This is a genomic window from Streptococcus sp. 23.2, assembly GCF_016648665.1.
In the GTDB taxonomy this organism is placed as follows: Bacteria; Bacillota; Bacilli; order Lactobacillales; family Streptococcaceae; genus Streptococcus; species Streptococcus salivarius_E.
Window position 1 is genome coordinate 19,761 of sequence record NZ_JACLQJ010000009.1, and the last position, 15,428, is coordinate 35,188.

Annotated in this window: 15 protein-coding genes and 2 pseudogenes; all 17 read right to left on the bottom strand. The window is 40.6% G+C overall.

Translation table 11 applies throughout. From position 1 onward, the window contains the following. The 17 genes and pseudogenes from H7T98_RS06040 to hflX all read right to left on the bottom strand — a co-directional run bounded on the left by H7T98_RS06040 (position 1) and on the right by hflX (position 15,149). Positions 1–447 carry an arginine repressor gene (locus tag H7T98_RS06040; protein WP_037601099.1) on the bottom strand — a complete coding sequence of 149 codons (447 nt, stop codon included), beginning with the start codon at positions 445–447 and terminating at the stop codon, positions 1–3. After that, positions 434–1,261 carry a TlyA family RNA methyltransferase gene (locus tag H7T98_RS06045; protein ID WP_002884054.1) on the bottom strand — a complete coding sequence of 276 codons (828 nt, stop codon included), beginning with the start codon at positions 1,259–1,261 and terminating at the stop codon, positions 434–436. Before H7T98_RS06045 ends, H7T98_RS06040 begins: the two co-directional genes overlap by 14 nt. Next, positions 1,254–2,126 carry a polyprenyl synthetase family protein gene (locus H7T98_RS06050; protein WP_156246650.1) on the bottom strand — a complete coding sequence of 291 codons (873 nt, stop codon included), beginning with the start codon at positions 2,124–2,126 and terminating at the stop codon, positions 1,254–1,256. Before H7T98_RS06050 ends, H7T98_RS06045 begins: the two co-directional genes overlap by 8 nt. Next, entirely contained in the window at positions 2,126–2,341 is a 216-nt protein-coding gene (locus tag H7T98_RS06055) for an exodeoxyribonuclease VII small subunit (protein WP_002884058.1), read from the bottom strand. Before H7T98_RS06055 ends, H7T98_RS06050 begins: the two co-directional genes overlap by 1 nt. Further along, positions 2,331–3,659 (bottom strand): exodeoxyribonuclease VII large subunit, encoded by a 1,329-nt coding sequence (gene xseA, locus H7T98_RS06060; RefSeq protein ID WP_129852316.1) that lies wholly within the window; start codon positions 3,657–3,659, stop codon positions 2,331–2,333. The genes H7T98_RS06055 and xseA overlap by 11 nt, the downstream gene beginning before the upstream one ends. Positions 3,660–3,845: 186 nt before the next feature. Continuing rightward, on the bottom strand, positions 3,846–4,607 hold the full coding sequence (locus tag H7T98_RS06065; protein WP_073685425.1) for a hypothetical protein: 762 nt from the start codon (positions 4,605–4,607) through the stop codon (positions 3,846–3,848). 127 nt (positions 4,608–4,734) lie between these two features. Further along, positions 4,735–5,379 carry an endonuclease III gene (nth, locus tag H7T98_RS06070; protein WP_201061486.1) on the bottom strand — a complete coding sequence of 215 codons (645 nt, stop codon included), beginning with the start codon at positions 5,377–5,379 and terminating at the stop codon, positions 4,735–4,737. Further along, positions 5,379–6,077, bottom strand: coding sequence for a DnaD domain-containing protein (locus tag H7T98_RS06075; protein ID WP_201061488.1), 699 nt, complete (start codon positions 6,075–6,077; stop codon positions 5,379–5,381). Before H7T98_RS06075 ends, nth begins: the two co-directional genes overlap by 1 nt. Positions 6,078–6,148: 71 nt before the next feature. Next, a complete protein-coding gene (gene metA, locus H7T98_RS06080) occupies positions 6,149–7,093 on the bottom strand; it encodes a homoserine O-acetyltransferase MetA (RefSeq protein WP_060971484.1) in 945 nt (314 codons plus the stop codon). A 172-nt stretch (positions 7,094–7,265) separates the two neighbouring features. Then, positions 7,266–7,784, bottom strand: a complete 519-nt coding sequence (locus H7T98_RS06085) for an adenine phosphoribosyltransferase (protein ID WP_201061490.1) — start codon at positions 7,782–7,784, stop codon at positions 7,266–7,268. Positions 7,785–7,902: 118 nt separating this feature from the next. After that, positions 7,903–10,104, bottom strand: coding sequence for a single-stranded-DNA-specific exonuclease RecJ (gene recJ, locus H7T98_RS06090; RefSeq protein ID WP_201061506.1), 2,202 nt, complete (start codon positions 10,102–10,104; stop codon positions 7,903–7,905). 310 nt (positions 10,105–10,414) lie between these two features. Continuing rightward, positions 10,415–10,820: pseudogene (locus tag H7T98_RS06095) on the bottom strand (GNAT family N-acetyltransferase). A 1-nt stretch (position 10,821) separates the two neighbouring features. Next, positions 10,822–11,537: pseudogene (locus tag H7T98_RS06100) on the bottom strand (class I SAM-dependent methyltransferase). Positions 11,538–11,548: 11 nt separating this feature from the next. Next, positions 11,549–12,316 (bottom strand): SDR family NAD(P)-dependent oxidoreductase, encoded by a 768-nt coding sequence (locus H7T98_RS06105; protein WP_175057545.1) that lies wholly within the window; start codon positions 12,314–12,316, stop codon positions 11,549–11,551. Further along, positions 12,316–13,245: a ribonuclease Z gene (gene rnz, locus H7T98_RS06110; protein WP_201061492.1), complete on the bottom strand. Its 930-nt coding sequence runs from the start codon at positions 13,243–13,245 to the stop codon at positions 12,316–12,318. The genes H7T98_RS06105 and rnz overlap by 1 nt, the downstream gene beginning before the upstream one ends. Positions 13,246–13,276: 31 nt before the next feature. Further along, positions 13,277–13,918: a cystathionine beta-lyase gene (locus tag H7T98_RS06115; protein ID WP_175057543.1), complete on the bottom strand. Its 642-nt coding sequence runs from the start codon at positions 13,916–13,918 to the stop codon at positions 13,277–13,279. Then, entirely contained in the window at positions 13,911–15,149 is a 1,239-nt protein-coding gene (gene hflX / locus H7T98_RS06120) for a GTPase HflX (RefSeq protein ID WP_048790276.1), read from the bottom strand. Before hflX ends, H7T98_RS06115 begins: the two co-directional genes overlap by 8 nt. Positions 15,150–15,428: the final 279 nt, after the last annotated feature.

Consider the following 15,428-nt stretch of genomic DNA (forward strand, 5'->3'; position numbering starts at 1 on the left):
CTATTCTTCAACCCACTTAATGATTTGCCCCTGTAGTTCAATAGCTGCTAACTCTGACTGAGCCACTAAAAAGAGGGTATCATCATCAGCAATAACACTAAAAATCAAATGCCTGTACTCATCTAAAAGAATCTTCTTGATGAGGCGGCTTGTCCCAGGTTGAACAACGATATTCATAAAGGCATGTTGACGATCAACGCGCAACAAGCGACGAGTCGCAACAGAGGTTCCACCTACTCGTCTAGGAGCAGTTGAGAGCCCATAGATGTAAGAACCGTCTTCAGTCGGTACTTTGGTAATACCAATTTCATTGATATCACGCGATACAGTCGCTTGAGTAGCCTTTAATCCCTCATTTTGGAGTAATTTTACCAATTCTCCTTGAGTCGTAATTTTATTTTCTTGGACAATCTTTCGGATTAACTCCAAACGATCATTCTTCTTCATTCTTTTTAAACTCCTTGTGTGCTTGTGCTACAACTTCCTTAATAGAGGTTTGAGCATCATTTTGAGGAGAATTTGTCTTCTCCAAGTGTGCGAGAAACTCAATGTTACCATGACCACCTTGGATAGGTGAAAAGTCCAGCCCCTTAACTGAAAAGCCATAGTCAACCGCAAAAGCAGTCACTGTTTCTAACACTTTTTCATGGACACTGCTCTCACGGACAATCCCGTTTTTCCCAATTTGTTCACGGCCCGCCTCAAATTGTGGTTTCACAAGAGCAACAACTTGCCCCCCATCAACCAATATCTTAGCCAAAGCCGGTAGAATCAGATTAAGAGAGATGAAGCTGACATCGATTGATGCAAAAGACGGTAGTCCTTCTGTAAAATCAACAGGTTCAGCATAACGGAAATTATATTGCTCCATGGAACGAACACGCTCATCTTGACGCAATTTCCAAACCAACTGATTGGTACCGACATCAACAGCATAAACCAGTTTGGCCCCATTTTGAAGCATAACATCAGTAAACCCACCTGTTGAGGCTCCGATATCAATGGTCGTCATACCTTCAACTGACAGATTGAAAACTTCCAAAGCTTTTTCAAGTTTGAGTCCTCCACGACTCACATACTTAAGTTTTTCACCTTTAAGCTTCAACTCTGTACCGTCGTCGATTTTTTCACCAGGTTTATCGTAACGCTCACCATTGATAACATTAACAACTAAACCTGCCATTACGCCACGTTTTGCTTGTTCTCGTGTTTCAAAAAGGCCTTGTTTATAAGCCAAGACGTCTACTCTTTCCTTAGGCATGGAGTCGTAACCTTTCTATGATTTCTATAATACTGTCTTTCTTGAAACCTTGAGTCTCAGCTAGATTTTGGAAAATAGCCTCCGCTTTATTGAGTGATTCCTCGAGGATAGCATGTGATTTTTCCAGACCAAGAAGAGCCGGATAGGTTGATTTCCCAGCTACTACATCTTTTCCAGGTGTCTTTCCAAGTTCTTCGAAATCAGCAGTCACATCCAAAATATCATCACGTACTTGAAAGGCAAGACCAATCAGGCGACCAGCTTCTTTCAGATTTTCCAAAACCTCTAGATTTTTTTGAGCAACAATACCAGCCGCCACAAAAGGAAAGGTTAAAAGCTTACCTGTCTTATGCTCATGAATTTTAGACAGTTGCGATAAATCAAGTTCCTGACCTTCCCCCTTCATATCCAACATCTGGCCACCAACCATACCGAAGGTGCCTGAGGAATGAGACAATGCTTGAATCAATTGAACTCGAATTTCTGCTGATAGCTCTGTTTGGGACAGGAGATCAAAGGGATCCAAAAAGAGAGAATCGCCAGCCAATATCGCCGTTGCTTCATCAAATTTCTTATGGTTGGTTAAACGTCCTCGACGGTAATCATCATCATCCATAGCCGGCAGATCATCGTGAATCAGACTTCCAGTATGAATCATTTCAAGACTCGCTGCAACATCGAAATGACTAGGAGTTAGCTCTAAACCAAATCCTTCAAGTAAATCTAAGAAAATCAGTGGACGAATACGCTTACCGCCACTATCAACTGAATAAAGAATAGCAGTGATTAAATCACTTGATACAGGAAGATTATTTTTTTGGTAGTAATCACGGATAGCCGCATCAATTTTATTTAGCTTGCTCATTAGGCATCCATTTCCGTTTCTGTACCATCTGCTTGCATAACCTTAACTAGTGTTTTTTCAGCATCTTCCAAGGTCTTCTGCAAATCCTTAGACAAGGCCATACCTTTTTGGAACTCAGCAATAGCATCCTCAAGAGCAACATCTCCTGTTTCGAGCTTAGTGACAATGGCTTCTAAGTCCTGTAAATTTTCCTCAAATGTTTTTTTAGTTGACATTTTTTACCTCTACTTCTAGTTCTCCATCTCTCATTTGGACGGTTAATTGATCACCTTCGGTAATATTCTTGGTACTGGTTAAAGGTTTATCATCTTTTTTGACAATGGCATAGCCCCTTGCAACAATACGGCTAGTATCTAGAGACAATAAAGCATCCTGTGCCTTTTCTAATCTCACACGGTTACCATTAATGGTGTTCTTGGTTGTGGTCACCAATAAACGTTGCAAAGACTCTCGACGGTCTTGATAGTTCTGAACACTGCTCAGAAGATTTAAGCCTTGTAACCGTTGTTTCAAAAGTTCCGCTTTTTTTTGCTTTCGCTCGAAATCTTGACTCACGAAGGTTTCAAGCCTTGTTGTTAGTCGATCCAACTTTTGTAAATAACCATCATATAGGCGCTCAGGTTGCCTAAAGACAACAGATTGTGACAGTTTAGCTAAACGTTCTTGATTGTACTGTATACGTCTCAAACAGGCTTGATAAGCTCTATTTTGTCTTTCACGAATCCAAACCAAGGTATCGGCCTTTGATACTGGAGTAGCAAGTTCTGCCGCTGCTGTAGGTGTAGCAGCCCTACGATCTGCAACAAAGTCAGCCAAAGTCGTATCTGTTTCGTGACCAACACTTGAAATCACAGGTAGACGACTCTCAAAAATGGACTGAACAACAATTTCCTCGTTAAAAGCCCAAAGGTCTTCAATAGAACCTCCACCACGACCAACGATAAGTAAATCTAAGTCATCCCTTTGATTGGCTTTTTGAATATTTTCAGCAATTTCCTGTGCAGCTCCTTCACCCTGAACCTTGGTAGGGAAAAGTAAGATTTCTACCCCTGGAAAACGACGACTAACGGTCGTAATAATATCTCGAATAACCGCACCACTAGGACTTGTGACAACCCCGATTTTTTTGACAAAATTAGGCAGCGCTTGCTTATGACGATCATCAAAGTAGCCTTCTGCAGTCAATTTTTTACGAAGCTGTTCAAACTGGATAGCCAAAGCTCCAATACCATCCGGCTCAGCCTTCTCGATAATAATGGAATAAGAGCCACTAGGCTCATAAATCTGGACACGACCTACGACATTGATCTTCATACCTTCTTCGAGTTCAAAACCAAGTTTTTTGAAAACTCCAGCCCAAATCGTCGCCTGAATAACAGCTCCTTCATCCTTAAGCGAAAAATATTGGTGACTCGGGCGGCGACGAAAATTGGAAACCTGTCCCGTCAAATATACCCTCTCTAAATAAGGATCACGGTCAAATTTCATTTTCAAATATTTTGTTAAGGATGTGACCGATAAATAGTCTGACACGACAACTCTCCTTTATTTAACCTATCCTCGAAAACCTGAAGACATTAAAAAAGTTCTGTAGAACCATCATCCCCAAATCTTCTCAGTCAGCTTTTTAATTGTATACACGATTACCTTAAATTATACCAAAAAAGACTGTCAAAAGACAGTCTCAACCACCATAGTCAGGTGTTTTATATAGTTTCATTAATCGGTTGTATAAGTTTTTGAAACGACGTCCCAAGAATCGCTTGAACCGTCAATACCACCATAGGCTTCGAGTTGTCCCTTCTTATCTACACGGAAAAGAAGAACATCATTACCATAGGCATCATAAAGTTGAGCATAAACTATGTTATCATCATCATCCGTCCATGAATAAACATTCCAACCTAGATTTTTATAATTTTCTCCAGTTGAACCTTGTTCTTTAGCATAGGTAGAAACAACCCAGTCTTCTAACTGTTGATCAGACAAAGATGAGGTATCAACTTGAGAGGATTGATTATCAGATGATGCTGCAGCTGCTTCCTTACTTTTTGCCAACTGACCATTTTTCCATGGATTTGTTTCACTCTCTTTTTGGTTATTACTATACCACATCAAGGTAACAACAGGAATAACCACTGCAAGTACTGCAACAACTCCAATTACCCATCTAATGTTTTTAGGATCTTTGAGTTTGTCAAAACTCGAAACTTTTCTTCCCTTTGTAGTTTCATTTTTACGATGTCTAAATTCGCTCACAGCTTTTTCCTCTTTTTCTTGAAAGTAGTCCCTTTTTTTCTTTTCCTCTTGTTCCAAGAGCTTTTGCACTTCCCTACGACCCTGTGGATCACTCGTTTGAGCCAATGAAATCTGCAACTGAAAAATACGATTATCCAAAGCTTGCTCATATTCTTTGGCTGCTTCTCTATCACCATTATCAGCTAAGGCTCTCAGATACTCTTCATTACTGAATTCAGCCATTCACTAAAACGCTCCTGCTTCTAAATCGTTTCTTCTATTTTCTTAAAGCCTGAGACTTTTGTCAAGTTACTAGTTTGTAACAAATTCTTACAGTTGTAAAAAGCCGAAGAAAATCACATTCTTCAGCTTATTTCTTAGTTGTTTCTTTATAATACTTACAATAACTTTGAAGAGGACAGGTCTGGCATTTAGGATTCTTAGCTAAGCAATGATAGCGTCCAAAGAAAATCATACGGTGATGGCTGATAATCCAATCCTTCTTTGGGATTTTCTTCATCAATTCTGCTTCGATTTCCTCTACACTAGCATCCTCTGGGGCGATATTTAGCCTTTTGGAAACACGTGAGACGTGCGTATCTACTGCAATCGAAGGAATGCCATAAACCTCAGCTAAAACCACATTAGCCGTTTTTCGTCCCACACCAGGTAGACTTTCCAATTCCTTATGCGTTTTCGGAACCTGTCCATCAAAATTCATTAAAACAGCTCTAGCAGTCTTAATGATGTTCTTTGCTTTATTCTTGTAAAGACCAATCGTTCGCAAACACATCTCAACATCATCGAGGTTGGCAGAAGCCAAATCCTCAATTTCTGGATAACGCGCCCACAAGCCTGGTGTAATCTTATTAACAGCCTTGTCTGTTGTCTGGGCTGATAAAATAACAGCAACTAATAGTTGGAAAGGCGTTTCCCACTCCAACTCTCCATGAGCATTGGGAAACATCTCTCCCATGAGAGCTAAAGCCTCATTAAAACGTTTTCTTCCTAACATTATTGGGCACCCCATAATTGACGGGCGGCATCCATTCCTGTTTTGAAGTCATCGGAAACCTGATGATGGTGCTTCTTACCTTGATGCTCCAAACGACGCTCTTCAACTTGAATTTTAGTTGTAATACCACTTAATTTCCAGTTACGAAGAACTCCTTTTATATAATTCCAATTTGTCTTGCGGTTAAATACTGCTTCTTTCAAAGCCTCACGGATAAGTTCGGGATCAGTATGTTCTTCTTGGATTTCCTTGTTTAAATCTTCGACAACCATTGGATTCAAGATTCCCAAAGCTTGTTCCAATTCATCTGTTAATTGCTTGATGAGCTGGGTATTGGTTGGCTGACCAACGACAGGCCTTGCCGTTGTCTTTTCATTGCTCACTAACTTGTCCAACACTGCCAAGGCAGGTGAGGCATCTACAACCATCTCAATTTCATTGTTAATCTTAATAGTCGTGAAATCAAGAAGTCCAGCCTCAGTCAATGTCGTAATACTTTTATTAACTTCAGTTGGCGTCTTCCCAGTTACTTGCGCGATCTGACTAGAAGCCACTTCTCCAATCTGAGTTGTCGTTTGTAGATAGAGAAACTGCCAAACCAGAAAGTCATCCGCAGATGGGAAAATATCCTTAAAGTGGAAAAATAAAGCATTAGGAAGGACCAGATTACCTGATCGATACTGTTCAAAAAAACTCATATTTACCTTTCAAAGTAGCTAGACACCCCAAAAAGTCAAATGCTCTCACATAAGTCCTTTGAGACTGTCTACTACAAATAACCGTAGAATGAAAAATCGTCTTCCAACTCTTCTAAACGATAAGGTGTTTCTTGATATACCGCATAGTTAATCCAATTACTAAAGAAGGCAGATGCCGCAAGATTCCAACGTAGTTTAGGCTCCTGACTTGGATCATCCTCTGGGAAATAGTTTGCCGGTACATCTGGATTAATGCCTGCATCCAAATCTCTTCGGTATTCTCTTGCCAGAGTATCACGGTCATATTCAAAATGACCAAAACTATATACTTCACGAAGATTCTTACTTGCTAGAATGGATAAGCCAACCTCTGGTCCTGACACAACAATATCTAAATCCGTCTTGTTTTTAATATCCTCGAGCCTAACCTCTGTATAGCGTGAGTGCGGTGACATAAAGCTATCATCAAAGCCATTCATAAGGAAGTTTTCAGGCATGTCAACAGTTTGTTTATAGATTCCAGATAATTTCTCTGACAATGGAACCTTGTCGACTCCATGCTTATAATAGAGACCTGCTTGAGCTCCCCAACACAGATGAAGGGTTGAATAAACATGCTTTTTAGACCAATCAAAAACTTGTGTTAATTCTTGCCAATAATCCACTTCCTCAAATGGCATTTGCTCAACAGGTGCACCTGTTACAATGAGACCATCATAATACTTATGCTTAATTTCATCAAAAGTCTTATAGAAAGTTTCCATATGTTCGGCATGTGTATTTTTTGACTTATGACTAGCCATATAAAGAAACTCGACGTTAATTTGAAGTGGCGTATTAGCTAAAAGACGCAGTAACTGAGTTTCTGTAACTTCTTTAGTTGGCATAAGATTTAGGATTAAGACCTCCATTGGTCGAATATCCTGACTACTAGCTCTGTTCTCATCCATGATGAAGACATTTTCCGAACGCAATACATCAAGAGCTGGTAACTTATTATCAAGTTTTATAGGCATAACAATATCTCCATCCTTATTTATTCTATCTTCATATTATAAACCGGGGAGGTATTGTTATCAAATATATATTTTCTCTAGTTAGCTATAGCTTTAAACTATACTTAGAGAACACTTATATTTTAAAAGAGTTAAAAAGGCCCTAAGGCCTTTTGTTAATTCATAGATAGATTTATCCTGGGAAGTTCATCAATACTTTAGTATCGTAACCTTCGATAGCATCACGTCCATTAAGACCATCAAGCTCAATCAAGAAGGCACAACCAGCAACGACACCACCTAGGCGCTCAATCATTTCAATTGTAGCTTTAACGGTACCACCAGTTGCCAAAAGGTCATCTACGATAAGTACACGTTGGCCTGGCTTGATTGCATCGGCATGCATACAAAGTGTATCGACACCATACTCTTTTTCGTAATCGGCTGAAATCACTTCACGTGGCAATTTACCAGGTTTACGAACTGGAGCAAAACCAATACCAAGTTCAAAAGCAACTGGACAACCAACGATGAAACCACGCGCTTCAGGACCAACAATCATGTCAATCTTCTTATCAGTCGCATACTGAACGATTTCACGGATAGCATAGCTATAAGCATTTCCATCAGCCATCAAAGGACTAATATCACGGAAAGTAACCCCTTCTTTAGGGTAGTCTTCAATAGATGCAATATAATCTTCTAATTTCATTTGTTCTTCCTATAGGCTTTTCGCCAAAAAAATATTTACATATCATTATAGCATGAAATAGTAAATTTAGAAAATGCTAACCCTCATTTCGAGACGAATCCTTTGGATTCAGACTCCCCTACTTATACAGCCAATCATAAATTTCCTGTGGCGTTCCTAAAGCCATGAGTTCTTGGAACTTAACGAGTCGTTTCAGATTTTGGAAAATCTGACTGTCCTCAATCTCACGTTTTTCAGCTTCTTTATTAACTGTCATAACACCATTATCAATGGTCACAAAGTCCAATTCATCAAAGATTTGAATCATCTTAATCAGAAGAATCTTGTCAATTTTAAGGTAATGGCTGAGTTCATCCAATTTATAACGGACATCGAACTCTGGGAATTGGTAAATGGTTTTATAGAGCCTTGCAAATTGCTCTCTTGTTCCATAACCTGTCAGATAATAGGCTTCCTTAATGCTATTTTTAAAATAGATAGCCTGAAAATCTTTACCTTCAAACCACTCTTTTAATTCTGTCACTGATTCAGGTAGGGTGTTGAGGACAACCGCAGGCTCTGTGTCTGCTGCTTCTTCTACCGTTGGTACGCCTTCAGGCAGTGCCATATTTTTTGAGCGGAAATCAAATAATTGAACACCATCCACACGTGCATCTTCTAGCATGAGCTGTAGCGTTGTCTGACCATTCCAAACATTGACAGACAAGGTCACTGCTAATTCCAAACCTTGAGCTTGTTGAAATTCTTGAAGCAGATTACCTTTATTAAAAGCGACAACGTCAAAGCTATCCTTGCCTTGCTTCACCTTAAACTTAAGATGGGCTCCATTTTGTCCCATTGTCCTAGCTTGAGTAACGGTAATATCATGTAGCCAAAAGACTGGCTTTTTATTATCCATACCAAAAGGTGCTAATTTTTCTAGGCTCTTAATGGTATCCAAGCTAAGCTCGCTGAGTTGGAGCTCCTCGTCTAAATTAAGCGTATTTTTGGCACTTGTATCAATGTCATTATCGTAGACATAATGACACAAAATATCTGAGAGTTGACCAAGATTTTCCTCCGGAAGGGTCATTCCAGCCGCTCCAGCATGTCCTCCAAAAGCAGTAAAGATGTCTCTGTGATCATCAAGGGCATGGAAGATATTGATTGATTCCAAACTACGGGCTGATCCCTTAGCCAAGCCATCTTCAATATTCAAAACCACTACTGTCTGGCTGATTTGTTCCATGATGCGCCCCGCTACAATACCTAGAACACCAGGATGCCAACCTTCCTTGGCCAAAACCTGAACTGGTTTTTCCAAGTCTACCATAGTCATGGCTTCATCAAAGATTTTTTGAACAACTTCCTTACGTTCTTCATTTTTAGCATTGATTTCCAAGGCAATGGCTTGAGCTTCCTCATCGTCAAATCCGGTCAGCAATTCAATGGCTGGATTTGGATCATCTAAGCGTCCCAAGGCATTGAGTTGAGGAGCCAGTTTGAAACCTACCGTTTCTTCGGAAATCGTTGTTGGGTCCACATCTGAAATGCGGAGCAATTCTTGAAGCCCAATTCGCTCAGTAGTCTTGAGAATTTCCAGCCCGACCTTGACCATAATACGATTTTCATCCGTAAGGCTAACCATATCGGCAATGGTACCAATGGCTACCAAGTCCAACATCTCTGTAGGAATAGTTTCAAGGAGGGCAGTTGCTAATTTGAAAGCTACACCACATCCTGCCAAATACTTAAAAGGATAATCGGCATCTGGATGCTCTGGATGGACAATGGCGTAGGCATCTGGAAGCTGTGATGGCATGCTATGATGATCTGTAACGATAACGTCCACACCTTGCTCTTGCGCATACGCAATAGCCTCATTACCCGCTACCCCATTATCCACTGTAACAATGAGTGAAATGCCTTCCTGCTCAATGAAATACTTGTAGACACTTTCGTTTGGTCCATAACCATCTGTGAAACGGTTAGGCAAATAGACTCGAGCTTCAGCGCCCATCATTTCAAGAGCTTCCTTGACAATCGATGCTGACGTCATCCCATCCGCATCATAATCTCCATAGACTAAGATTTGCTCGTAATTTTCAATGGCCTGACGAATTCTAGCCACTGCCTTGTCCATATCATGAAGAAGATAAGGATCATGAAGGTGTGATAGATCAGCCTTAAGAAAGTCTTCAAGAGCCTCTTCTGTCGTAATGCCACGTTCATAAGCAATCTTGGCTGCTGTTTCTGCCAGCCCATGTTCTTTGGCAAGTTTAAAAAAGCCAGCATCTGGCTCTTTTGTGTTTATTTTCCAATCATACGTTGATGTAATCATGTTTTTATATTTTCTCCCTGTCATCTAGTCTACCTATTATAACATGAAAAAATTTATCATAGTGGATAGAAACCTAAGTTTCCTAAAAAGAGAATGGAAAACATCGGAAGGTGCTTCAACTCGTGCTATATTTTCAATAAAGCCCTGCTTTTCTAGACAAAATAAAAAACTGGGTATTGCTCCTTATTTGACTTGTGTTTTCTCAAATATTCCCTTCTCCTCTTTACGTTAACTAACTCTATTCTACTATCATTTTCAAGTAATATTAGGAAAAACAAGAAAAAGATTCCCTATTTGGAAATCCTATACATCAATATTTATAAATCATCCCTGTACAAGCTTGCTCTGAAAGTTCGACAAAGCCCAAGGACTGGTAAAAGGCTAAATTTTTCTCGCTACGTTCAGTGACAAGGAGCCGTTGATAGACATGGGGGAACGTCTCTAAAGCCTTTTCTAAGAGTTTTTTTTCCGATGCCTTGGCGCTGGTAATCTGGTCGCACCAAGAGGTCCTGCACCAAAAGGACAGAGTGCCCATCTCCTACCAAGCGAATGTAGGCTACTAACTCTTCCTTATCATAGACCGCCAACTGCCATAGACTGGCTTTGACAGCTTCTTCTAGCATGGTTGGATTGTTAGTATAATTGGTCCAGCCGACTGAACTGTACAGTGCGAGTAGGTCTGTTATCGCTGGAATCCCTTTTTTATAATTTAACATCTTAACTCCTTTTTAAGGTATAGTGCTGGAAGAAGGCGATATCTCTGTAAGGGGACTCTTGGTAAACGGCCAGCTCCATCTTGAGCATAGACTCTCGCCAGCCTTCTTGTCCTTTAAAGTGATTGTCCTGCAAGGCGTAAAAGACACGAATTCCTTGGTAGTCCTGAACTTCGAGGGCTAGGTCTTCTACTGCTCTATCTAGATCATAGGCCTGGGCCAAGCCCATGGAGTGGAGTGGGTTTCCAGATTCTGACCTGCTAGGAGATCAAGCGCTTTCTGAGTATCATTTTCAAAGACGACGGTCTGCAGGACGCGTCCGACTTCATTGTGCTTGACGATAGAGAGCAGGCCACCTGGTTTCAAGAGGCGGGTGAATTCCTTGAGAACCACCTTGCGATCCTCTACATACTCTAAGACATTGTGGCAGAGAATGACATCAAAGCTAGCATCCTCAAAGCTTTCTAACTGATCCAGACTTCCGACTAGTTGTTGGTAGGTGTAATCTTGGGTACGCAAGGCCACCATTTCTTCATTAGGCTCCACAACAAGGACTTTATTTTCTTGCGCTAGGTGCTTGGCTACAAGGCCAAAGCCACTACCAAAATCAAGAACTCGCTTACCCTTGATGTCCTGTAATTGGTCAAAAAGAATATCATAATAGATTTGACCCCAGGGTTGCTGGAGATTTTCTAAATAGGCTTGGATATTAGCTGCCATCTGGCATCCCCTTATTTGTAGTTAAACATATTGGTAGCTAGTTTGTCCGAGATGTGTGGAAATAGCGTATAGCCTTTATGGGCAACTGCTAAGAGTCGTGGTAGATTGACTTCACGTTTATTTTTGCCCAGAATACGGACAATCTTTTTAGCCACGTATTTAGGACTGAGGACAAATTTCTTAACACTCTCAAGATAAGCTCCAGAGGGATCAGCTTGATTGAAGAAAGATGTCTCAATTGGACCTGGATTGACCGTAGTCACATAGACTCCCTTATCAGCCAACTCTAAACGCAGGGCATCTGAAAAGCCAATTACCGCAAACTTTGTCGCTGCATAAACACTTGAATTAGCTGTCGCAATTTTTCCCGCCATACTAGCAATATTAACGATATGCCCATTGCCCTGCTCCACCATTTTCTCAGCCATCAGACGTGAAAAGGTCAACGTTGCAAAGGTATTGATGTCAAACATGTCACGGACTTCTTGGCTAGTGTAGTTATCATAAGACTTGAATTCACCGTAACCAGCATTATTGATAAAGACGTCAATACGTCCAAATCGTTGATAGAGATAATCTACCATCTCTTTAATGGCCTTGTCGTCTCTTAGGTCAATGGCAAGGCAAGTTTTATTTTCCACATGGCGATAACATTTCTCAAGTTTGTCCTTGTCTCGTCCTAAGAGGATAATACCATCACTGGGTGAGAGCTGCTTGACAATTTCTTGAGCAAGGCCTCCTGAGGCACCAGTAATAGCAATAATACGTTGTTTAGCCATTAGATTTCTACCTCTTCCAAGTCACGAACGATGTGGGTGTTTTCGAAAATTGTTTTAGCATCTGCTGCCATCTTACCGATATCACGCCCCATGAAACGTGCTGATACGTGATTTAGAAGAAGGCGTTTTGCTGACGCATCCTTAGCTACCTGTGCTGCTTGCATATTGGTTGAATGTCCATGGCTCTTGGCAATTTTTTCATCGCCCTTCCCATAAGTAGACTCATGAACCAAGACATCTGCACCCAATCCAAGACGAACACTGGCATTTGTCTTACGGGTATCACCTAAGATAGTGATAACTTTACCTTTCTTAGGCGCGGAAATGAAGTCCTTGGCAATGATTTTCGTTCCATCTTCAAGAACCACATCTTGACCATTCTTAATTTGACCAAAAAGTGGTCCAAATGGCACACCTGCTGCTTTAAGAGCCTCAGCATCCAAGGTTCCTTCGAGATCCTTTTGAACCACACGGTAACCAATACAAAAAATGGTGTGATCCAACTTATCTGCATAAACAGCGAACTTGTCATTTTCCATAACCAAGCCTAGCTTATGCTCATCAATTTCCTTAAAATGCACATGATAAGGTAAACGTGTCCCCGAGGTACGAAGGCTAGTCATGACGTATTGCTTAATACCGACTGGACCATAAACTTCAAGGTCAGTTTGTTCTTCACTAGATTGGAAAGAACGAGTAGCCAAGAAACCAGGTAGACCGAAGATATGGTCCCCGTGCATATGTGTGATAAAGATTTTTTTAACTTTACGAGGTTTGATTGTTGTTTCTAAAATCTGACGTTGAGTACCTTCCCCACAGTCAAACATCCAGACCTCATTGATTTCATCGAGTAACTTCAGAACCAGACTCGACACGTTACGGGCCTTGGAGGGCTGCCCGGCACCCGTCCCTAAAAATTGTAATTCCATGACTTCCTATACTTTCTATCTATCGTTCTTTTTATTTCTGGACAATATAAGCCAGGCATTCACGCTGAGCAAAGCCATAATAAACAGTTTGCCCTTTATATTGAGCTAAAAGTTCCACTAATTCATCTTGATTAAAGCTAGCCAACTTAATGACATTTCCCTTCAGTTTAGTTACACGACTTAGTAACTGAGTCTCTGGTGTCAACTCTTCCAACACTTCTTCATCAAAGTAAACCTTGGCCATTTTAATTTGAGTTCCTTCAAGATAAACCTTATACTGTGGGAAAACTTGAGCAAGCTCAAACAAAATACTAGCCGTTGGAACCTCTGAATGCTCTGCAAAGACTAGGGCCACTTCATCGGCATTTTCATAGCAAAAACCGTAAGATTTTCCTGAAAGATTGAGACGAATAAAAGGCTTGTGCTCATCAAAAGATGGTGCAGGGTTAAAGAGGTTCAACTCTTTTGAAAGTTCCAAGTAGTAACCCGTCGCTGCTTCAGGAGATTGTTTCTGGTAGATCTCTGCAAAATAAGCATTAATCACGCTTGGTGGTGGTGTAATGAAGGCCAATTTTTGACTGTCCGAAAGGTCTGATAAGGTATTTTCCAGATAGACCTTATCTAAACTTGTAAAACCACCATATTTTAAAGCTAAATCCATATAATCAGTCATAAAATTCTTCCAATTTCCATTTATTTTTCGGTGAAATATAGCCTGTAATTTCTTCCACTTCTGTCTCAAAAGTGTAGCTATCTAGCAAGGCCAATTGACTCAACTGATAAAGTTTATAAGCTTGATCCTGATGTACCTTAATACTAAAGGGTTCAAAAATCTGTTGAATTTCATCAATCAAGAGTCTTCTGAGGGCCTCACGACTTCCCTTGTCACGTGCTGAGAGGCGAACATTAGGAAAGACTGTTGCTACTAGATTATCAGCTACATCCATCTTATTGTAGATTGCTAGTCGAGGAATATCAGTCATGTCTAAGTCTTTGAGAATGTCTAAGACCACCTTTTCATGCTCTTCGTGATTAGGATCACTCGCATCAATGACATGCAAAAGGAGGTCCACATTACGACTTTCTTCAAGCGTTGACTTAAAGGCAGCAACCAATTCTGTTGGCAAATCCTGGATAAAACCAACCGTATCTGTCAAGGTCACTTGAAACTGATCTTTTAAGTAAATTTTCTTAGTCGTTGCATCCAAGGTCGCGAAAAGTTCATTGGCCTCATACTGCTTATCATCCGTCATAAGGTTCATGATTGTTGACTTCCCAGCATTGGTGTAACCTATCAAGCCAATTTTAAAGGTAGTTGAGTCGACACGCTTTTCACGAATGGTTTCTCGGTTCTTCTCAACAATCTTTAACTGGCGTTCAATATCGGCTATCTGGTTACGAATCGAACGACGATTGAGCTCCAACTGACTTTCACCAGGTCCACGGCTACCAATGCCCCCTGCTTGACGGCTGAGCATAATCCCTTGACCAGCCAAACGAGGTAACATGTACTTAAGCTGAGCTAGGTGAACCTGAAGTTTCCCTTCATGGCTTCTAGCCCTCATGGCAAAGATATCCAAAATTAATTGCATACGATCAATAACTTTTACGCCAAATGCTGCTTCAAGATTGGTATTTTGACGAGGCGTTAAACGGTTATTGACAATGACAGTAGTAATCTCATCCGCATCCACCATGGCCTTGATTTCTTCTAATTTTCCTGAACCTACGAAAGACTTACTATCATAGCGTTCACGTTTTTGGGTATAGCTAGCTACAACCTCTGCTCCTGCAGTTTTGGCAAGACTGGCAAGTTCCTCCATTGACATGTCAAAATGCTCTGTTTCTTGCAATTCAACACCTACTAAAATAGCACGTTCTTGCTGTTTGGCTGTCTCTATCATAGCAAACCCCTTTTCAAAATAGTCAACTTTTATTATACCACAGGCAGGGGCAAAGAGAAGGTCACAGACCTTAATTTTTTTTCAAAGAAAAACAAGTTGGATTAACCAACTTGCTTCTTCTTAATGTTTACGTGTCGGTTTCTTTTTCGAACCCTTACGACGCTTCCCTTGATGAATGCTTGGCGTATTTTGAGAAATGGTTTGACGCATTTTCTCAGTGGCCTTATCAACCTTATCTTTAGCCTTGCCCAATTCTTGAGTGGCCATAGTAACACTCTT